Source organism: Actinoallomurus acanthiterrae, from assembly GCF_054775715.1.
The window spans coordinates 4,913,677-4,933,208 of sequence record NZ_BAAHCO010000001.1 but is presented as its reverse complement, the minus strand read 5'-3'; the positions used below and the strand labels follow the sequence as shown (position 1 = coordinate 4,933,208).

18 protein-coding genes and 1 pseudogene are annotated in these 19,532 nt (G+C 70.4%); 6 read left to right on the top strand and 13 right to left on the bottom strand.

Features of this window, described 5'->3' with window-relative positions; all coding sequences use genetic code 11:
* Positions 1-61 precede the first annotated feature (61 nt).
* The 3 genes from ACYVF7_RS23740 to ACYVF7_RS23730 all read right to left on the bottom strand — a co-directional run bounded on the left by ACYVF7_RS23740 (position 62) and on the right by ACYVF7_RS23730 (position 5,949).
* Positions 62-2,620, bottom strand: a complete 2,559-nt coding sequence (locus ACYVF7_RS23740; protein ID WP_460344583.1) for a CBM35 domain-containing protein — start codon at positions 2,618-2,620, stop codon at positions 62-64.
* Between the two features lie 607 nt (positions 2,621-3,227).
* The gene (locus ACYVF7_RS23735; protein ID WP_460344580.1) at positions 3,228-4,445 is read right to left on the bottom strand and encodes a LacI family DNA-binding transcriptional regulator; all 1,218 of its coding nucleotides are present in this window, start codon (positions 4,443-4,445) and stop codon (positions 3,228-3,230) included.
* Positions 4,446-4,920: 475 nt separating this feature from the next.
* Positions 4,921-5,949, bottom strand: coding sequence for an aldo/keto reductase (locus tag ACYVF7_RS23730; protein ID WP_460344577.1), 1,029 nt, complete (start codon positions 5,947-5,949; stop codon positions 4,921-4,923).
* Between the two features lie 99 nt (positions 5,950-6,048).
* On the opposite strand from ACYVF7_RS23730, the gene ACYVF7_RS23725 reads away from it, so the two are divergent.
* Positions 6,049-6,978, top strand: coding sequence for an AraC family transcriptional regulator (locus ACYVF7_RS23725; RefSeq protein WP_460344574.1), 930 nt, complete (start codon positions 6,049-6,051; stop codon positions 6,976-6,978).
* A 150-nt stretch (positions 6,979-7,128) separates the two neighbouring features.
* On the opposite strand, the pseudogene ACYVF7_RS23720 reads toward ACYVF7_RS23725, so the two are convergent.
* Positions 7,129-7,221 (bottom strand): annotated as a pseudogene (locus ACYVF7_RS23720) (SDR family oxidoreductase); the annotation flags it as partial.
* Between the two features lie 505 nt (positions 7,222-7,726).
* On the bottom strand, positions 7,727-8,611 hold the full coding sequence (locus tag ACYVF7_RS23715; RefSeq protein WP_460344571.1) for an SDR family oxidoreductase: 885 nt from the start codon (positions 8,609-8,611) through the stop codon (positions 7,727-7,729).
* 116 nt (positions 8,612-8,727) lie between these two features.
* On the opposite strand from ACYVF7_RS23715, the gene ACYVF7_RS23710 reads away from it, so the two are divergent.
* Positions 8,728-9,303, top strand: a complete 576-nt coding sequence (locus tag ACYVF7_RS23710; RefSeq protein WP_460344569.1) for a TetR/AcrR family transcriptional regulator — start codon at positions 8,728-8,730, stop codon at positions 9,301-9,303.
* A gap of 110 nt (positions 9,304-9,413) precedes the next feature.
* Here ACYVF7_RS23710 and ACYVF7_RS23705 read toward each other — a convergent pair whose 3' ends face one another.
* From ACYVF7_RS23705 to ACYVF7_RS23675, 7 genes are all read right to left on the bottom strand, one after another.
* Positions 9,414-9,719 carry a hypothetical protein gene (locus ACYVF7_RS23705; protein WP_460344566.1) on the bottom strand — a complete coding sequence of 102 codons (306 nt, stop codon included), beginning with the start codon at positions 9,717-9,719 and terminating at the stop codon, positions 9,414-9,416.
* The gene (locus tag ACYVF7_RS23700; RefSeq protein WP_460344563.1) at positions 9,716-10,384 is read right to left on the bottom strand and encodes a hypothetical protein; all 669 of its coding nucleotides are present in this window, start codon (positions 10,382-10,384) and stop codon (positions 9,716-9,718) included. The genes ACYVF7_RS23705 and ACYVF7_RS23700 overlap by 4 nt, the downstream gene beginning before the upstream one ends.
* 96 nt (positions 10,385-10,480) lie before the next feature.
* Positions 10,481-10,765: a response regulator transcription factor gene (locus tag ACYVF7_RS23695; RefSeq protein WP_460344560.1), complete on the bottom strand. Its 285-nt coding sequence runs from the start codon at positions 10,763-10,765 to the stop codon at positions 10,481-10,483.
* 32 nt (positions 10,766-10,797) lie between these two features.
* Positions 10,798-11,148, bottom strand: coding sequence for a response regulator (locus tag ACYVF7_RS23690; protein ID WP_460344557.1), 351 nt, complete (start codon positions 11,146-11,148; stop codon positions 10,798-10,800).
* Complete coding sequence (locus tag ACYVF7_RS23685; protein ID WP_460344554.1) at positions 11,145-12,305, bottom strand: sensor histidine kinase; 1,161 nt, start codon at positions 12,303-12,305, stop codon at positions 11,145-11,147. Before ACYVF7_RS23685 ends, ACYVF7_RS23690 begins: the two co-directional genes overlap by 4 nt.
* 19 nt (positions 12,306-12,324) lie before the next feature.
* The gene (locus ACYVF7_RS23680) at positions 12,325-12,942 is read right to left on the bottom strand and encodes a hypothetical protein (RefSeq protein WP_460344551.1); all 618 of its coding nucleotides are present in this window, start codon (positions 12,940-12,942) and stop codon (positions 12,325-12,327) included.
* A gap of 244 nt (positions 12,943-13,186) precedes the next feature.
* Positions 13,187-13,780, bottom strand: coding sequence for a hypothetical protein (locus ACYVF7_RS23675; protein WP_460344549.1), 594 nt, complete (start codon positions 13,778-13,780; stop codon positions 13,187-13,189).
* A 256-nt stretch (positions 13,781-14,036) separates the two neighbouring features.
* Here ACYVF7_RS23675 and ACYVF7_RS23670 point away from each other — a divergent pair, with 256 nt between their 5' ends.
* The 3 genes from ACYVF7_RS23670 to ACYVF7_RS23660 all read left to right on the top strand — a co-directional run bounded on the left by ACYVF7_RS23670 (position 14,037) and on the right by ACYVF7_RS23660 (position 18,437).
* The gene (locus tag ACYVF7_RS23670; RefSeq protein WP_460344546.1) at positions 14,037-15,530 is read left to right on the top strand and encodes an FAD-dependent oxidoreductase; all 1,494 of its coding nucleotides are present in this window, start codon (positions 14,037-14,039) and stop codon (positions 15,528-15,530) included.
* 580 nt (positions 15,531-16,110) lie between these two features.
* Positions 16,111-16,806 carry a cytochrome P450 gene (locus ACYVF7_RS23665; protein WP_460344543.1) on the top strand — a complete coding sequence of 232 codons (696 nt, stop codon included), beginning with the start codon at positions 16,111-16,113 and terminating at the stop codon, positions 16,804-16,806.
* Positions 16,807-17,240: 434 nt separating this feature from the next.
* Positions 17,241-18,437, top strand: a complete 1,197-nt coding sequence (locus ACYVF7_RS23660) for an MFS transporter (RefSeq protein WP_460344540.1) — start codon at positions 17,241-17,243, stop codon at positions 18,435-18,437.
* A 487-nt stretch (positions 18,438-18,924) separates the two neighbouring features.
* On the opposite strand, the gene ACYVF7_RS23655 is transcribed toward ACYVF7_RS23660, so the two are convergent.
* Positions 18,925-19,311, bottom strand: coding sequence for a hypothetical protein (locus ACYVF7_RS23655; protein ID WP_460358633.1), 387 nt, complete (start codon positions 19,309-19,311; stop codon positions 18,925-18,927).
* Here ACYVF7_RS23655 and ACYVF7_RS23650 point away from each other — a divergent pair.
* Complete coding sequence (locus tag ACYVF7_RS23650) at positions 19,310-19,492, top strand: hypothetical protein (RefSeq protein WP_460358631.1); 183 nt, start codon at positions 19,310-19,312, stop codon at positions 19,490-19,492. The genes ACYVF7_RS23655 and ACYVF7_RS23650 overlap by 2 nt on opposite strands.
* The last annotated feature ends 40 nt before the right edge of the window (positions 19,493-19,532 follow it).

Genomic DNA, 19,532 nt, shown 5'->3' with positions numbered 1-19,532 from the left:
AAGGCGCCTGTGTGCCGTCACTCTGGAACGTGACGGCACACAGGCACCTGTTCGTGACGGCTTAGGACGTCACGTGGTTCAGGGTCACCACGACGGACCGCGTGCCGGCCGGCAGGGTCACTGTGCCGGAGTTCGCGTCGACCTTGCCCGTGCTCGCCCCTTCGATGTTGCCGACGAACGCCGGCAGCTGAAACAGGATCGGTCCGGCGCTGGGGTCGCCCTTGAGGGTCAGCACGACCTGCTTCCCGCGGCTGACGATGGAGAGGGCGAGCCGCTTGCCGCCGGTGATCGGCATGTTGTCCACCGTGATCGGCTTACGGCTGTTGCCGATCCAGGCTTTCGGCACACCCCGTCCGACGATCAGGGTGCCGTCACCGCGCTCGACGACCAGCGAGTCGAGCAGCGCCATGTTGGCGTCCGCGGCACCCCAGGCGTGCGGGGAGGAACCGCCGCCGTCTGCGGGGTGGTTGCCCACCCACGGCGACTTCGGGTCCGGCCCGCTCATCTCTTCCCACCACGAGTACGGCCCGGACTGCGCGTTGGCGATCATGAACTGGTAGCTGAGGATGCTCTGGTCACGGTGCGCGTTGCCGGCCAGACCCCACTCGCCGTAGCCGGCGTTGTAGGCGGTCGTGTAGTCCTGGCTGCCGTACCCACCGAAGGTGTTCGGCGGCAGGATCCCGGCCAGCCGCCCGAAACCATAGTCGTACGTCGCGTCGATGAGATCCTTGCCGGGACCATGGATCGGGGCGCCGAAGAGGTAGCCGTCCCAGGCCCAGCGGCCGAACAGGAACGGCGCGGCCCAGTTGGCGTCCTTGGGGTTCGAGCACCGGTTCTTGTCGTTGGGTTCGACCATCGAGCACGGCAGGTAATTCAAGTGGTACTTCGTGATCGTACTGGTCAGCGTGGTGTTCACCGCGTTGAGCAGGCTGGTGTACTCGTTAGTCGCCCACTGCGACTCGGTCTTGTCGCCGACCTGCTCCGCCAGCCAGCGGTAGGCCGCCAGCCCCATCAGCGCCGAGTAGTCGTCGATCGTCCAGTAGCCGTTGGAGTCGATGTCAGAGGTCATGTGCATGATCCCGCCTGGTCCGGTGCGGGCCGCGGCGATGGCGTGGGCGGTGGCCTTGATGCTTGGCTGTGCGGCGTCCCCGGCCGGCCCCGGCGTGGCGAAGTTCGCCTTGACGCCGGCCAGGTCGCCGGTCTTTTGCAGGTAGATCGCCCACGGCCAGGCGTACTTCCAGATGCCGTCGTCGTACTGCGCCTGCGGACCGACGACGTCGCGCAACCGCAGCAGTAGGTCCAGCGCGGTCAGCGAGTCCTCGCGCTGGAAACCCTGCGTGAGCATGTTGGCGACGATGCCGATGACGTCGTGGCTGTACTCCTTGTCGTAGCCGTTGACACCAGTCTTGAGCACGGGGCCGTCTCGCGTTATCTGGGTGTAGATGAACCCTGTCTTGTACGCGTCGATGAGCGTGCGGTCCGGTAGCTCCTTGATCTCGGCGATGCCACGCAACTGCTTGTTCCAGTAAGTGCGCATGTGGGCGTAGTGCTGGGCCCAGCCACCGGCGGCGCGCAGCTGCGTATCCGAGGGGTAGGGGACGGTGGCGCCGAACTCGTCGGAGAACACCGCGTAGTCGTGGACGACGGTCCGCCCGGCCGGCACGTCGTTCGAGGCGTTGTTCAACGCCACGAGGCCCGGCGTGGGTTGTGGGTCGACCGTGATCGTGGATGTGCTGTTGTTCGTGACGGCCACTCGGCTGTAGACGGCGACGAAGTCTTTGCCGCCGATGGTGACCTTGTCGCCGAAGTTGGTGATGCTGACCTTGGCGCCGTCTGCCTTGAAGCTGGTGATCAGCGCGGGCAGGTAGCCCTCCGCGTTCTTCCAGGTCGTGGTCGTCTTGTTGTAGACGCCATACCCGTAGAGCTGCTGAGTGTTCTTCACAACGAAACTGCCGGCGAGGCAGGCGACGACGCCCTGATGGTTGCCGGCCCAGCCTATTGCCGAGGCCGTGGTGCCGTGCGCCCACTCCGAGTTGGTCGTGCTGCCGCAGATGTAACTGGGAGGTGGGGGCGGGGTGGGATATGGCATGCCTGGGGTGGTGACGGCGAAGCTGTCGATGTTGACGTTGCCGGAGTCGTTGTTGCCGCGGGTGATCACCAGCGTGTGCTTGCCGGCGGTCAGCGTCAATGACGGGACGGTGGCGATCGCCCAGTCGTCCCAGCTCGGTGTGGTCGGCAGCGTGACCGTGGTGGGCGCGCCGCCGTCGAGGGAGACGCTGAGCGTGCGAGTGGCGTGCTGCCCGTCACCGCCGGTCCCGTTGGCGTACCGCACCCGCAGCTCGTACGTGCCTGCCGTCGCCACGTCCAGGCCATCGGTCAGGGCGGCGCCCGTCGCCGTGAACCCCGCGGCGAACCCGGCGCCCGTGTACCCGTTGTGGTCGGACCCCGTGCCGACCGCCCCAGTGAGCGTGGCCTGCTCGGCCTCGCACAGCACGCCGACAACACAAGATGCAGGCGTCGCGCTCGCCTGTGATGTCACCGCGGTCACCGTGACCAAGCCGCTGGCGCAGGCGAGCACCGCGCTCGCCACCAGCAGCAATCTGCTGCGTCGTCGTCTCATGTCACTCCTTGGGGGAAGGACCGTCGCCACCGGCAGTCCGGCGGGTACGTGATTGATGACATATTTGAACGTGCAAATCAAGAGCATGGTTAGAACTCGCCCGAAATCCGCTCTTGTCTGCAGCCTCACGAATCGCCCGGCGGTGATGCGCCCAAAAGCGGGCTGACCTGCTCAGACGAGATGGCGATGCACGCACACAGAGATCAGATTCGCCACGACGACGCGCTTGCGGCCCTGCTCGACCGTCAACGCAGTCGGCCGCCGCCGATACAGCTCGGTCCCCGCTGGAGGTTCCGTCGGCTGACCATACCGCAAAATATTGCACTAAGTGTCAATATGGCCACTCACTGCTATTGGAACGTTCATAAAACGAATGCATGAGCTCTTATCGAGGTATTGACGCAGGTGAGCTGGGCGGGTCATGCTGTCCCGCTATGACCGTCCGAGCTGACTGTGCGGTGCCGCACGAAGGTATCTTCACTCGTCGGCGAGCTCGCTGAACACGGTCTTTTGGTTGAGCGGCCGATCTCGAAGTCGTGCGGTGGCCTCATCGGGGCGGCGGGGAACATGGCGTGCCGGTCAGCGGGATCGCCGATCCCGATCGGGTTCAGCGACCGTTGAGCGAATTGGGACGGGTCCGCGGTGCAGGGCTGGCGCTCGACCACCGTACGACGAGCTGCGGCGTGAGCAGTTCACCGCGCGTGCCGGCCTCAACGCGATTGTCACTCGCGCCGTTCAGCCGGCCCCGGACGTCCGCCGGAAGGCCCGCAGGACTGCCGAGCAGCGCGGCCATGACGCGTTGCCCCACCAATTCGATGGGCTGACGGACGCTGCTCAGGTCCAGGGCCGCTGCCGTGGGTGTGTCGTCGAAGCCGACGACGGCGAGGTCCCGGCCGACCTCAACTCCCCACTGCTGGGCGGCGCGCAGCACACCCACCGCGAGCGTGTCCGTAGCGGTGACGATCGCCGTGGGCGGTTCCGGCCGTCCCAGCAGGGCGAGCGCCATCTGGGCGCCAGCACCGACGGAGTCGTCACCCCGCACGTCGAGGGCACGGCAATCGGCGCCCAACCCATGCCGGTCGATCGCCGTGTGCCAGCCCTGGGCGCGACGGTCGCCAATGGTGTCGCCGGCAGGCCAGCCGATGAAGCCGATGCGCCGGTGATCGCGGTGGATCAGGTGGTCGACCGCCGCAGCAGTACCCGACGCGTTGTCCACATCGACCCAGGAATACCCGTCCGTCCCCTCCGAGGTGCGGCCGAACGCGACGAAGGGCACGCGGAGTTCGAGCAGAGCCTGCGGCCGTGGATCGTTCGCCGTCAGGTCGTACAGCACGAAGCCGTCCGCCTCGCCGCTGCGGTGCAGCCGCGCGCAGGAGGCGACCTCGGACTCCGGATCGTCGGCGGTGAACAGCAGCAGACGGCGGTCGGTGCTCAGGCCGACTTCGGCGAGCGTGTGCAGGAAACGGTCGTGGAACGAGGCGAGTGCGCCCGGCGCAAGGGGCTTGATGCGATAGCCGATCATTCGTGACGCGTTGGCGCGCAGCGCCTGCGCCAGGCGGTTCGGCTGATAGCCGAGCTCGGCGATGACCTTCTCGACCCGCTCCCGTGTCACCGGGCGGACACGGTCGGGCGCATGCAGCACGTTGGAGACCGTCTGCCGGGAAACCCCCGCCGCCCTGGCGACGTCGATGAGCGTCGGAGCAGCCGCCCCCATGGCATCCGCAGCATCGGACTGCCCCGGATCGGACTTCCCCTGCCACTGTCCCCTCTCGGCCACGCTCTCCTCGTTTCCCTCTCCCGATCCCCTGTGGTCCTCGCCATTCACCGCCGACGGCCCCGGCTCGGCCCGGCAGGGTGACCTCAGAATTTGTACGTTCAAATTTACTCGCTGATACCGAGCCTGTGAACCCGGGCCGCCGCCCCTGGCGGGGTCTGTCCAGATTGTTAACTGCTCTGTCACTCTTTCGGCGATCCTTTCCGCGCTCGCGCGGCTACTCCCCCGACATCGCCTGTTCATCACACCGCGGACGCCCCCACGCTGGCATGCCGACCTCGTGAAACGGCGCCGGATCTACCCCAAGCACGGGCCAGGACGGCCACCGATCCGGCCCACGATTTCGGCACCCACACCTCGCGCCGCTACGCGACGCCATCGATGCCCTCGAATCCGCCGTGGCGTCCGGCGACGTCGCCTTCGTCTCCTCCGCCGACGAACGCCTACGCGAGGTCGTCAACAGGGCGAACGTTGCCTGATGCGGCACTAGTGGCTGTACACACCCGCGACGGACAACGGCATCCGATCAAGCGGCTGAGCGCTCACCGTGCGGACGTCGACGCAGAGTCGAGACGAGAACCGCGGGCGGCTGGTAGGCCATATCGAGGGTGCCGACGTCGGCGCCCGGCGGCACGATCTTGTCGATCTGGTCAAGGACGTCGTCGCCAACGGCGGCCTCGACACCGGCGAGCAGGTCATCGAGCTGCTCCATTGTCCGCGGACCAATAAGTGCGGAGGTGACCCCCGGGTGGGTGAGGACGAACGCCATTGCCAGGTGGGTCAGCGACAGTCCCGCCTCGTCGGCGAGTGGGATCAACTGCTCGACGACGTCGAGGCGTTGGTCGTCCCTGAGGTGCTGGAAGCCGTACCGCGACCGATGCGTGGCGGCCTGCTCTCCCTTGCGGTACCGACCGGTGAGCAGCCCGCCGCCGAGCGGGGACCAGACGAGTGTGCCCATGCCGAACTCTTGCGCGACCGGGAGCACCTCGCGCTCGATCCCGCGGTTGAGGATCGAATAGACCGGCTGCTCGGTGCGCAGCCGTGCCAGACCGCGCCGCTCGGACACCCAGTGGGCACGGACGATCTCCGAGGCGGGCAGTGAGGAGGTCCCGAACGCGCGGATCTTGCCTGCGCGCTGCAGGTCGGTGAGTGCTGAGAGCGTCTCCTCGATGTCGGTGTCGGGGTCGGGCCGGTGAATCTGGTACAGGTCGAGGTAGTCGGTCTCCAGGCGGCGCAGCGAGTCCTCCAGCGCGCGCATCAGCCAGCGCCTGGACGCGCCCTGGTGGTTGGGCTCGTCCCTCATCGGCATCCGCGCCTTCGTGGCGAGTACGACGTCCGCGCGGCGACCCCGGAGCGCCTTGCCGAGGATCTCCTCCGACTCGCCGTGGGAGTACACATCGGCGGTGTCTACGAAGTTGATCCCGGCGTCGAGCGCCTTGTGGATGATCCGGATCGACTCGTCGTGGTCGGGGTTACCAATGGCGCCGAACATCATCGCACCCAGAGCGTAGGGGCTGACCTTGATGCCGGTCCGACCGAGGCTGCGGTAGCGCATGGGCTCCTTCTTTCTCCGTCAGTGTCGCTCCCAGCCTGCGCCCCCAGCGGCGTACTATGAATACTTGTCCGTTCGGATTTATTGCGCGAGAGTACGAACATGGCGATTGATCGGCTATCGCAGATTTTCGACTTGGTCCAGGTGCGCAGTGTCCTGACTGGTGGCATCGCGGCGCGCGGTGGCTGGTGGTCGCGCGGATCGCTCGTGGACCCGGTGAAGTTCTTCGCGATGGTCAGCGGCCGAGCTCGGCTCACGACGGACGGTGTCGACCGCCCGGTCGAGCTCGAGCCCGGTGACGTGGCGATCCTGATGGGGCGGTCCTATGTGGCCTTCGAGGCGGGCGACGAGCCTCGCCATGAGGTCCAGCCGGAGTCCGACTTCTCCGCGGCCCAGTTCGTCGGCGCCGATCATCACACCGACGACGTGCTCATCGGCGGTTGCGTCGACGTCAACGAGGCCGGCCGGGCACTGCTGCTCGGCGCTCTCCCGCCGGTGGCGCACGTGCGCGCATCGGTCTCCGGCGCCGAGCCGTTGCGGGCCGACCTACTACGGCTCTTCGACGAGGTGACCGGTGACCAGATCGGCTCGGCGTTCGCGATCCGACAGTACGGTCAACTGTTGCTGCTCGATGCGCTGCGCGCATACGTCGGCCAGGTCGATCTTCCGCCGGGCTGGCTGCGGCTGCTCACCGACGAGCGGCTCCGGCCCGCTCTGGAGCTGATCCACGCCGAGCCAGGAAGGGCCTGGGGGTTGGTCGAGCTCGCGCGGGCGGCGGCCATGTCGCGGACGACGTTCGCCGAGCACTTCCGGGAGGTGGCCGGAATACCGCCCCTCACCTATCTCAGCCACTGGCGGATGCTGCTGGCGCAGCGGGCGCTCCGCGACGACAACGTCCGCGTCGCGACGCTTGCCGCCGAGCTGGGCTACGGCTCGGAGAGCGCCTTCAGCACCGCCTTCAAACGGGTCGTTGGCGAGGCACCGCGGCGCTACCGGCTGCGCGTTCGTCAAGAAGCCATCGCGGCCGGCTGATCCGCTAGGAGGTCGGCGTCGCCGGCCTTCCTCTGGCAGCGCCCGGTCGCGTACCGGCCCGGGCCAGACTGTTGACCCGCGCCACGAAATCGGACTCCTTTCACGTGCTGGTCGCGACCGGGGTGAACGCCGACGGGCACCGGGAGATCCTCATGCCTGTATGCCGCCGTCGACCGGAAGGGCTGTTCCGTTCACGTAGGAGGCGCGGTCGCTCAGGAGCCAGGCGGCGGCCTGGGCGATCTCGTCTGGGTCGAGCCGGGGGTGGCAGTCCGGTCACGGGCGGCACCGGCCATGAGGACGCGTCCGAGTCGACCCGGCTGTCGCTCAATGTGCATCGGTTTCTGCGCCACACGGTCTCCAGCACGTGGTCTTACGTGCCTGGCCGCGGTGGCGGGTCCCTGGTGCGCGCCCTTGGCCTGGACGAGACAGCGGCGACCGGCGAGGTCCAGGCCCTCGATGTTGACGCCCAGGCTCTCCTCGGTCCGCGTGGCAGTCTCGTGTTGACCGCCGCGATGCCCCACCGGAGTTCCAGGCCCTCGCCGCTTTCGTCCTCCGCCGCGGTCGCCGGCGGTCGAGCCTCGCCGAGCGGCGCCGCCCCGCGCATCCCGGCCCGATCGGCAGGAGGAGGCCCTTCATCGCGCGCCTTTGCCGACGGCGCACCGCAGGCGAAGGCGCCCGATGGTGGGCGTTGTCGGCTATGGCGCCGGGGACGCGTGCGCCGGTCACCAGGGAGGTCCCTCGGCGGGGGTCAGCCGGTGGTGAAGTAGTGGCCCAGCTCGAGATCGGCGATCAGGCCGGGGTGGACCGGCTCCCAGCCCAGTAGCCGCCGGGTGTCCTCGTTGGACATTGTGATGTCGAGCGCGGCGAACGGGAATCCCTTGAAGTGGTCGGCGGCGCGCTCGGCCGGGACGCTCACGGCGGGGATCCCCAGGTGGCGTCCGATGGTCTCGGCGATCTCACGCGCCCGCACGCCTACTTCGGCCGCGGCGATCGGCCGGGCCCCGGCCGGCGCCTTGTCCAGCGCGAGCCGGAAGAGGCTGCCGACGTCCAGGACATGACCGGCGGGCCAGCGGTTGGCGCCGTCGTCGACGTAGCCGGACACGCCCGTCTCACGCGCGATCCCGATCATCATGGGGATGAAGCCGTGCCGGTCCCGCGTGCTGTGGGTCACCGGCGGGATCCCGACGAGGACGGCACGTACGTCGCGTTCGGTGAACCCGGCGATGGTGCGCGCGACGGCAGAGCGGGGGTTGGCGTTGATCGCCGCATCGCGCTGCGCGTCACCGGTCTCCCCCAGGCCGATGCCCATGAAGGTTTTGCCGCTGCCGGCCAGCGCCTCGCCGAAGGCACGTACGACGGCATGGTCGGCGGCCACGGCGTCGGCGAACCTCCCCGCCGCGACGGCGCCGTGGTCGAACGCGAGATGGATGACCGCGTCGGCCTCGGCCGCGGCCTTGCGCAGGCCGTCCAGATCGTCGAGATCGCCGCGGCGTAGCTGGGCACCCATGGCCTTGACAGCGGCGGCCGAGGCGTCGGATCGGGCCAGGCCGACGACCTCGTGCCCGGCCTGGAGCAGTTCGGGCACCACGGCAGAGCCGATATGGCCGCTGGCGCCGGTGACGAAGACACGCATGAGCACTTCTCCCGGGATAAGGCGTCCGCCCCGCCGCGCGGGGTGGGCGTGATGTGACTTGGTAACGTCACTGTAGCAGCGTGACGTGACCGAGTCACATCACCTATGCTGTCCCCATGGGTCGATGGGAACCGAACGCGCGGACACGGCTCGTGCGTGCCGCGATCGACCTGTTCGCCGAGCAGGGGTACGACGCCACCACCGTGAACCAGATCGCCGAGCGTGCCGGCGGCCTGACCAAGACCACCTTCTTCCGCCACTTCTCCGACAAGCGGGAGGTGCTGTTCGCCGGGCAGGAGGTCCACAGCCGGCTTATAGCCGACGCTGTCGCGGTGGCACCGGACTCGGCCACTCCCCTTCAGGCGGTCGCGTCGGCGCTCGATGCCCTCACGGCCGGCTTCACGGACGACCGCCGCGAGTTCAGCGCCCAGGTCCGAGCGGTCATCGCCGCCAACCCCGAACTGCAAGAACGCGCGGCGTCCAAGCGCGCCACCCTGGCCGAGGCCTTGACGGAGGCACTCCACAAACGCGGCGTGCCGGACCCCACCGCGAGTCTCGCCGCCGAACTCGGCGTCCGCGCCTTCCACCGCGCCTTCGACCACTGGTCCGACCCGGCCGACAAGCACACGCTCGCCGACCTCGCACGCCAGGCACTCGACGAACTCCATGCCGCGATCGCCGCACTCGACTGAGCCGCGCGGCGCGAACGGCACGCGCGTCCGTTCCCGCATCACCACGGCCGCGACCAGCTGGTGGCTCGTTCCCGTAGGCGTGTGCCGCGTGCTCGGTGCCTGGGCTGTTCCTACTCGTGCCGTTCGTTCTCGCGGCGGCAACGGCCATCTCCCGACCGTACGCACCGCTGACGCTGTGGCGGGGCGGGATGAACAGGGACACCGGTCGCGGGCCCGGCAGAGCGGGTGATGCCACGGGGCCGGGGCCGCAGGACACGGTGGCCGGCACCGGCCAGGGCCGCGGCGAACCGGTCGAAATCCTCCCCGCCATCGCGGCCGTAGGACGGGAGGACGACGTCGAGGCCGTCGGTGTCTCCGTCGGCATATGTCTCGACGGCCACCGGGCCGACGGTGACGATCTGGCCGCGCCGGGTCATGACGGCGTCCCGGCCGGGTGTAGTTCGGCGCGCAGCAGTGCTGCTTTGCGGACGATTCCGTCGGGTGGCGCGGTGGTGCCCCCATCGGTGGTGATGTAGGCGACCCGGCCGTGCTCGCCGGGCCCGCGACCCCAGGCGGCGCTGGACGGGCCGGCCAGGACAGGGTCGAACGGGTCGCCGACCAGATGCCGGACCTGGCTGCCACGCCGCGGTTCCAGCGGAACCCGGTCCAGGGTGTTGGCGCGGTGCCGGGTGACGTAGGCGAACCCGGCGTCCTCATCCAGGCAGAAATCGTCGCCGTCGCTGATCGCGGCGACGACCTGCGCGTCACCGACCGCATCGAGACTCACCGGATCCACCGGGACCCGCATGAACACCTTCTGCGCGGTAGAGGTGTAGTACAGGTAGCCGGTCCTCGCACCGTAACGGACCCCGTTGACGCCCGGCTGGGGCGGCGGCGCCACTCCGCTGTCGGGGTCGAAGGCCATGGTGTCGTGGGCCAGCCAGACCCGTGCCGTGGCGCTACGGATATCGGCGGCCAGGTCGACGCGCCAGATCAGACCGGCGAAGCAGTCGGCGATGGCCATCACTCCGGGGCCGAGCATGCAGGCGCCGTTGAGAGCCCGGACCCGATCATCAAAGGTGAAGATGATCTCTGGCGACACCGGCTCCCCAGGGGTGCAAGGAACGGGATAAGGCGGACCACAAAGGCCGTCGGCGTAGCCCCGGCCGAATCATCCGCGATTCTTCGATTCGAGCCGCTAGCGCCGGTCGCCGGAGGGCTGGTGACGCAGGGCGTAGCGGACGGCGTCGGCGCGGGAATGGAATCCGGCCTTGGTGAACAGGTTGTTGATGTGGGTCTTCACCGTGGCCTCGCTGATCACCAGTTTCTTGGCGATCTCCGGGTTGCGCAGGCCCTCGCCGATCAGCCCGAGGATCTCGCGTTCGCGAGGCGTCAGGCCGAGGCCGTCGTCGTGGGACGCTGCGGCCGGCGCGGAACGGGAGGCCAGGGCGAGCAGGCGCCGCTGGACGGCGGGGGCGAGCACGGTCTGGCCCTGGGCGGCGGTGCGGACGGCGTTCAGGATCGTGTCGCGGTCGGCGTCCTTGGTGAGGTAGCCGCCGGCGCGGCCTGCAGGGCGGCCAGGATCGACTCGTCGTCGTCGAACGTGGTCAGCACGAGGATGGCGGTGCCCGGACCGGCCTGGTGGATCCGCCTGGTCGCCTCCACCCCGCCCATGACGGGCATATTGAGGTCCATGAGCAGGACGTCGGGGCCGTGCCGTTCGGCGGCCTCGACGGCTTGCGCGCCGTTCGTCGCCGTGGCCACGACGGTCACGTCGTCGGCCAGGTCGAGCATCACCGCGAGCGCCTCGCGGACGGTCGCCTGATCGTCGGCGACCACCAGGGTGATCGGGCTGTTCTCGGTCATCGGGGTAGCTCCATCTCCACGGTCCAGCCGCCCTCGGGCGCCGGCCCGGCGCGCAGGGCTCCGCCGAGCAGGGCGGCGCGTTCGCGCAGGCCGACGAGGCCGACGCCGGTGCCGCCGGCAAGATCGGCGCGGCGGGCCCGGGTGGCCGGCCCGTTGTGCACGGTCAGGGTGACGCGGTCGGCGGTGAAGGCGAGATGCAGGGTGCGTTCGGCGCCCGGGGCGTACTTGGCCGCGTTGGTCAGCGCCTCCTGGGCGGTCCGGACCATCGTGTGCGCCGCCTCGGCGCCGACCGGGGCCACCTCACCGGTGAGCGCGAAGGCGACCTCGCCGTGGTCGGCGAGCCGGCGCAGGGTCTCGGGCAGCGGCAGGGTGTCCTCGCGCAGGGCGTGGACGGCGCGGCGGGTCTCGCCGATGCTGTCGACGGCGAGCGCGCGGGCCTTGCGGATCGCCGCCGTGGCCTCCTCGTCACGGCCCTTGTCGCGCAGTGCGTCGGCCATGTCCAACTGCAGCGCGATCCCGGACAGCGAATGACCGAGCACGTCGTGGATCTCGCGCGCGATGCGGCCGCGTTCGATCAGCGCCGCCTCCCGCGCCTCGGCCTCCCTGGCCCGGTGGGCCTCTTCGGCCGCGTGCCGGGCGCTGCGCAGGGCTTCGAGCCGATCGCGATGCGATATGCCGACGTAGACGGGCAGGCCGACGGTCAGCGCGAGCCACCACGGCCACTGTTCCGATCCCGGTGCCAGCGACGTGTCCACCCACGTCGCGCCCGCCGCGACGAGGGAACCGGCCACGGCGACGCCGGCGGCGGCCTTGCGCGAGGCCAGCTTGGCGCCCGCCGTGGCGGCCGCGACGTACGGGAACAGTGACGTGGTCGCCGTGTGGTGCGCGAGCGGCAGCAACAACGCGCCGAGCAGCATGGAGGCGGTCGCCGCGCCGAGCCGCTGACGGCCGGTCAGCCGTGTCCACGGCAACAGCGCGCCGAGTGCGGCGATCGAGGCGAGGACGAACAGTGGCACCGCGACCGCAGGCCACAGGACCTGCGTCTGCGGCCACTGGACGACGGCGACACCGAGCGCGGCGAGCGTGACGAACGGCCGGATCAGCTCGTCCCGGAAGAACTCGGGTCGAGCCGCCGACCGCTCTTGCGGCGTGGTCATGGTTCCGGGGATCCGATCATCATCGACGGCGGTCGCGCGTCCGGCCGGGACGGCTGTTCCACGCGGCCGCACGGTCATCGTAGGGGCCGTCGCCGCGGTCGTTCAGGCCGCGCCGCAGGTCGTCCAGGAACGGGGACATCCGATGTGGGGCGCCATCCTGACCCTGGGCCCACATCACGGTGTGGCCGGCGCGCAGCGCGCGGTAGAGCACCACGAGACCCTCGGCGAGGATGCCGAGCCCGAGGGTGAACAGCAGGCTGTTGCCGACCGCGCCGCCGTCCTTCGGATCGGCCGCGGCGAGCCAGGCGTTCGCGCCGAACTTGATCAGCAGGTTCACCAGCCACAACACCACCGTGACCCAGGTGTACCGGACGAAGGCCAGGCCGTCACGGCCGGAGATCCGCACGCTGACGCCGCGCAGGAGACCGAGAACGACGCTGATCGCGACCGTGGCGACGAGGAACAGCAGCGACAACGGCGTTTTGACCTGCGACGAGACGTCGGACAGCCCGATCACGCTCAACACGGCCGGCAGGACCAGCATCCGCTTGGCCTGCGCGGGCTCCCCCATCAGGCGCCGGACCAGCACATAGCCGACCGCGGCCACGATCAACACGATCTCCACGGGTCCGCTCATCTGGATTCGCCTCCGCTCAGGACGTTCGTTCCGATGCGATGGAAACTACGGCCGGCCGGCGTCGCCGTCGTGCGGCGAGCGCCGTATCTCCGGGTGGAGAACCGTCTGCGCCCGGGTCGGACGTACGCCCCGGGCGACGTGGCCCGCGGGGCGCCGGCAGGGGGCCGTGTGGACGGCGACGCCGCCCGCACGTGGGCGCTGGTCGACGGCATCGGCCGAGTCCGGCACGGTGCTGCGGCGGCCGTCATTCGCCGGCCGCCGGGACGCTCGCGGTGGTGCCGGCGGTGACAGTGGCCGCGTTCCGGGCACGGACCCTCTTGACGTACTGGTGCGTGAAGGTCGCCGGGACACCGAACGCGAGCACCTGGATGACGGCACGGACCACCTGGCCGGTGCCGGTCGCCTCACAGACGAGCGTGCCGACCGCGCCGGCCGCGAAGCTGATCGCCCAGACCCGCGCGATGACCGTGCTGGTGCGCCGGAAACGCGGGGTGCGCCAGATCTCGGGCGGGGTACGGCGCTTGGCGATGCCCAGCGTGAACGGCTGCCGCACCAGCAGGCTCACCCCGGCGATCAGCGCCAGCCACGCCGACGACAGCCCGCTCTCGTAGTTCAGCAACGGCGAGTGCGGATCGGCGAAGGCCACCGCGGTCAGCATGCCGAAGTAGACGATCGTGCCGAAGTCGAGGATCTGCGCGTCCGCGGTCACCCCCGCCCGGCGGTCCTGCACCAGGAAGCAGGCGCTCATCACGAGCGCGACCAACGCGGCCCACTGCGACCCGAAAAGCGATACCGCGTCGAACGCGATCCAGGGAAGAAAGCCTCGCACGTAACCCACGGATTTTTCCTTTCGCCGATGGAGCTGCAAATGTGGAGGGAATTCCACTGCCCACGAAGCTACGAGAATCGCGTCGGATCGTCGTGCGGCGTCCGCCGTATTCGCGGGTGGAGGAGTTCTCCACCCGCGTTGGGGCTGCCGCCCCACGACAGCTCATCGGTGCAGGCCATAGCGTCGCCGACGAAGCGAGTCCAGGGCCGCCGGTCCGGAATCCGTTTCACCCCGTATCGAGTCAACCGAGGACTGCGAGGCCGTCGTGCGTATCGTTGTCGACCTGAATCGCTGCCAAAGTTACGGGCAGTGCGTGTTCGCCGCACCGGAGGTGTTCCATTTCCGCGGCGAAGAATCGCTGGAATACGACCATGCTCCCGGCGCGGCATCGGAGGCGGCCGTGCGTCGCGCCGCGCTCGCCTGCCCGGTCCAGGCGATCACTCTGCACACCGCCACCGCTGAGCGGGTGGTCATCGTCGGCGCGTCGCTGGCCGGTCTGCGCACCGCCGAGGCGCTGCGCCGGGGCGGGTTCACGGGAACGTTGACGCTGGTCGGCGACGAGCCGTACGAACCCTACGACCGTCCCCCGCTGTCCAAGACGGTGCTGTCCGGCCGGCTCGGCACCGACCGGCTGCCGCTCCCCCGGACGCGCGATCTGGACGCCGACTGGCTCCTGGGCGTGCCCGCGACCGGCCTGGACCTCCGCTCCCGGACGGTGGCACTGGCCGACGGCCGCGCCGTCGGGTTCGACCGGGTGGTGATCGCCACCGGAGCCCGTGCCCGTCCGTGGCCGGTGCCGACCGAGGCCGCGCTGCGCGGGGTGCACCTGCTGCGCGGTCGCGACGACGCGGACCGGCTGCGCGCCGACCTGACCGAGGCCGCAGCGACCGGCGGCCGGGTGCTTGTGGTCGGGGGTGGCTTCACCGGGTCGGAGGTCGCGTCGAGCTGCCGTGACCTCGGCCTGCCGGTGACCGTGGCGCAGCGCGGGCCCGCGCCGCTCGCCGGCGCCCTGGGCGGCCTGGTCGGCGCCGCGATCGGCGCACGGCAACGGGCGCACGGCGTCGACCTGCGCGTGCGTACCACGGTGCGACACCTGGAGGCGGACGCGTCCGGCCGGCTGCGGCGGGCACGGCTGTCCGACGGCACCACGCTGGACGTGCGGGTCGCGGTCGTGGCCACCGGCTCGGTGCGCGACACCGGGTGGCTGCGCGGCAGCGGCCTGATCGCGGACGAGCGCGGCGTCCTGTGCGACGCGGCCTGCCGCGCGCTCGATGCCGGAGGGCGCGTGGTGCCCGGCGTGTACGCGGCCGGCGACGTGGCCCACTGGCGGCATCCGAGGTTCGACGTCGGCCCGGTCTCCTTCGAGCATTGGGGCAACGCCCTCGACCAGGCGGAGACCGTCGCGGACAACATCACGTCCGGGCAGGTCCGCCGGAACGATGCCCTGCCGGCGTTCTGGTCCGACCAGTTCGGGCTCAACATCAAGTCGGTCGGCATGCCGGCCATCGCCGACCAGGTGGCGCTCGCCCAGGGGTCATTCGACCACGGTCCGTTCGTCGCCGCCTACGGCCGCGCCGGGATCACCGTGGGCGCGGTCGCGGTCGACTCCCCGCGCGTGCTGGACGGCTATGCCGCGCTCATCACCGAGCGCGCGCCGTTCCCGCCCGCCATCAACGCCGCGGACGGCCCCGCACGGCTCAGCCCCGTCGCCCCGCGGACCTCGGCGACCAGCCCCGTCATCGCCGGCGCCGACACCTGATCCCGTGGCCCGGGCACCACCGCCCTCACCCTTCCGGAAGGACCCGTCATGACCACCGAGACGAACCACGCCGCCGCGACCGTCTACCGGCAGATCCTGGATCCGGTCAACCGCCACGACCCCTACCCCTTCTTCACCGAGCTGGGCCGCACGCCGATCCACCGGATCGGCGCGGACGAATGGCTGGTCACCACGTACGAGGAGATCACCCGGCTGCTGCGCGACCCCCGGATGAGCGTGGAGGACCCCGGAGCCGACGCCGGTGACGCGCCGCGCGGCTCGGACGGTAGACCGGTCACCGGACCTTTCCTGTTCCGCGACCCGCCGCACCACGACACCCTGCGCCGGCAGACCATGAACCGGTTCGCACCGCGCATCATCGGCATGCGCCCGCACATCGACACGCTCGTGACCGCGCTGCTGGACGAGCGTTCGAGCGACGCACCCGGCCGGCTGGACGTCGTCGCCGAACTGGCCTACCCGCTGCCGGTCGGCGTGATCTGCGAACTGCTGGGCGTCCCACCCGAGGACGAACCCGTCTTCCACTCCTTCGCCGCGGCTCACCAAAGCACTCGACCCGGTGGAGACCCTCACCGAACAGGAACTCGCCGATCTGACGGCCACCCAGCGCGAGTGGCGCGAGTACCTCATGCCGATGATCGCCCAGCGAAGCGCACAGCCCGGTACGGACCTGATCTCCGCACTGCTCACCGAAGGCGACCCCGCCACCCGGATGACCCTCCTCGAACTCGCCATCACCCTGGGCATGCTGCTCATCGCCGGCCACGAGACCACCGTCAACCTGGTCGCCAACGGAACTCTGGCGCTCCTGCGCAATCCCGGCGTCCTGGCGCGACTGCGCGCGAATCCCGAACTCGCGCCGGCCGTTGTGGAGGAGGTGCTGCGGTACGACCCGCCGGTGCAGCTGACCGGCCGCCGCGCCACCGCGGACATCGACGTCGCCGGCCGCACGGTGCGCGCGGGCCAGCACGTACGGCTGCTGCTCGCCGCCGGAAACCGCGACCCGCGCCGGTTCGCCGACCCGGACGCGTTCTGGCCCGAACGCCCGGACAACGCGCACCTGGCGTTCGGCGGGGGCGTCCACTACTGCTTCGGCGCCGCCCTGGCCCGCATGGAGGCCCAAGCCGCGCTGGCCGCCATCGCCACCCGCCTGGTCAACCCCCGCCTGGCCGACGACCCGCCCCGCTACCGCCCCAACACCATCCTGCGCGGCCCCGCCGAACTCTCCGTCACCTACGACGCCCTGACCCGCTGACCACGGCCACCACCGCACCCTGCGCCAACCGGGTCGTCCGAGGAAGCCGCCGACGGACCCGGCAGGCCGACCAAGGCCACGCCGGGCGACCGCACCAGGAACATACGTCCGTTTCCGAATCCTCGCCCAGGGTCGCTACCGGTGACCGGTGAGGGCGGACATTCGGCGGCGGCCAGTCGCTCGATGTGTGCCGTAGCCGGCGGTGGCGGCGTCGGCGGGCTGAGGACCGTCGAACAAGTACAGCCCCCATTCCGCCCAGGACCGTTCCGGTTCGCGGCCGACTCGTGCTGCATCTTGACTCGTCACCGGGCGGGCGGGCCCCGGCGGCTTGACTCTCTTGACCTTCCTGCGCCGGTGATCGACACTCACGCGTCGAAGCGCTTCGACACGTGAGTGGGCGCTACCGCTCGGTGACCGGTTGTGGAGGGTGCCTAATGGCCGAGAGCCCACGGGGCCGGTCGGCGGCGGTCGGGGTCGTCGTCGCGCTGGCGGTGGCCGCGTTCTGCTACGGCACCACGGAGAACCTGCCGGTCGGCCTGCTTCCGCTCATCTCGGCGGACCTGCGGACCTCGCTGTCGTCCACGGGATTGCTGGTCACGGGGTACGGCCTGACGGTCGCGGTGGTCTCCGTGCCGCTGACCAGCGCGGTCGTCCGGATACCGCGGCGACTGCTGCTCTCCGGGTTGCTGGTCACCTTCGTGGTCTCCACGTGGATCTCGGCGGCCGCGTCCACGTACTGGATGCTGCTGGCGGCCCGCGTCGTGACGGCACTCTCGCAAGCGGTGTTCTGGCCCGTCGCGGCGGTAACGGCGGCTGGCGTGTTCGCCCCGGAGCTGCGCGGGCGCGCCGCAGCGACCGTGTTCGCCGGCGGTTCACTCGCCGTGGTTCTGGGCGTGCCCGCCGGTACATGGCTCGGCGGCCAGGCCGGCTGGCGGGTGGCGTTCCTGTCGCTCAGCGGCCTCGGCCTGCTCGCGCTCGTGGTGATCGTCGTCCTGATGCCGGGGGTCGTTCCGCGCGAGAGCGGGCCGGCCGCGGGCGACACACCGGACGCCCGCCGCTACTGGCTGCTAGTGGTCACGATCGTGCTCGCCATCACCGGCTTCTTCACCACGCAGACGTACATCAGCACGTTCCTCACCAGGGTGAGCGGCTTCTCGCCGGACCGGATCGGCCTGCTGCTGTTCGTGCAGGGGATCGCGGACAGCGCCGGCATCGCCTGCTCCGGCGTGGTCGTCGACCGCTCTCCCACACGAGCGATGATCGGTTCGCTGGCGCTGCTCGCGGTGGCGTTGCTCGGGCTGTACGCGTTCGGGACCACGCCGTGGGCGGCGGTCCTCTTCCTCACGCTGTCGGGTTTCCCGCTCCCTGGGCTCGTCACGGCCCTGCAGAGCCGCGTTCTCCAGGTGGCGCCCGGCAACGCCGATGTCGCCTCGGCGGGCACCTCCGCCGCGTTCAACGTCGGCATCGGCGGTGGTGCCCTCGTCGGTGGGCTGCTGCTGCCCGGGCTCGGCGTGCGTGCCCTGGCCCTCGCCGGCGGGTTGCTGGCCGTAGTCGCGCTCGCCGTCCTGGCCGGCGAACCGCTCCTGGCGGCCGGGCCGCACGAGGGACGCCCGCGACTCTACCCTCGTTGATCATTTTGGCCTTACGGAGCTTGCGCGCAACGTAGCCGGCGCGGTCGCCGGTTGCCGAGCGGAGTGACGATCCGTCATGATCACGCATGTACGACCGAGACCACGATCGGAAGGGCGGCCTCCGCCCCCGTCCGGTAAACGTGCTGCCGGTTGCCGCGAAGCGGCCGATCGAGCACGGGTCCTCAGGCGTCGCACAGCCCCGCCGCCGTCCGGCATCCCTTCGGCGGGTCGTGGCTGACCGCCGACCGCCCTCGGGAGGACCCATGAGCATCGAACCGTCCCCGCTCCCCCACGCTTAGGAGCTCTACCGGGCTGGCGACGTCCAGGGTGCGCTGCGCATCCTGCGGCGCGCCGCCGACGCCCTGTCGTCTGCCGAGCTTGCGCCGCTGGTCCGCGAGTTGGCCTCCGCGTCCGGCTTCGACGACCTGGCACAGGCGGCGGCCGCGTTGGTCGCCGATCCCGAGGACCAACGGCCATGCGGGCGACGCTACGGAATGAAGGTGACCTCGGGGAACCTCGGTGACGGGCCGTCCAGCAGGTGGCCCCTGCCGCGCAGGTGCAGGTCGAAGAAGGCCAGCGGGTAGGCCCGCTGGACGGCCTCGCCGCGCTCGGGGGCGAGCGTGCCGATCTGCTCGGCGAGCTGGGCGGGCGTCCACTTCAGCAGTGACGCCACCTGTGGGGCGATCACTTCCAGGTCGCCGTAGGAGGCGTGTTCTACCCCTTCGGCCCTGATGTTGAGCTTCCAGCCCTTCAGATTCGACCAGAACGTGGCCAGGTCGGGGATCCGGTCGCGGACGGCCTTGGTGGCGGTCATCAGCATGTACGGCCGGGCCAGCCCCGCGGTGACGACCGGGCCCGCCACCGGGCCGTCCATGGCCAACCCTGCCTTGATCCGCCGGTCCTCGAACATGGCGGATGCGACCGTGGGCCCCGCCGGCCGAGAAGCCGAACAGGCCGACCCGGCCGAGGTCGAGCAGGCCGTGCAGCCCCTTGGGGAGCTTGCGGTGCTCGGCGTCGGGGTTGCCACCACGGTTCAGCACCGCGAGCTGGTTTAGAACGAAGCGGGTGTCGGCGATGCGCTGCTTATAGACCACC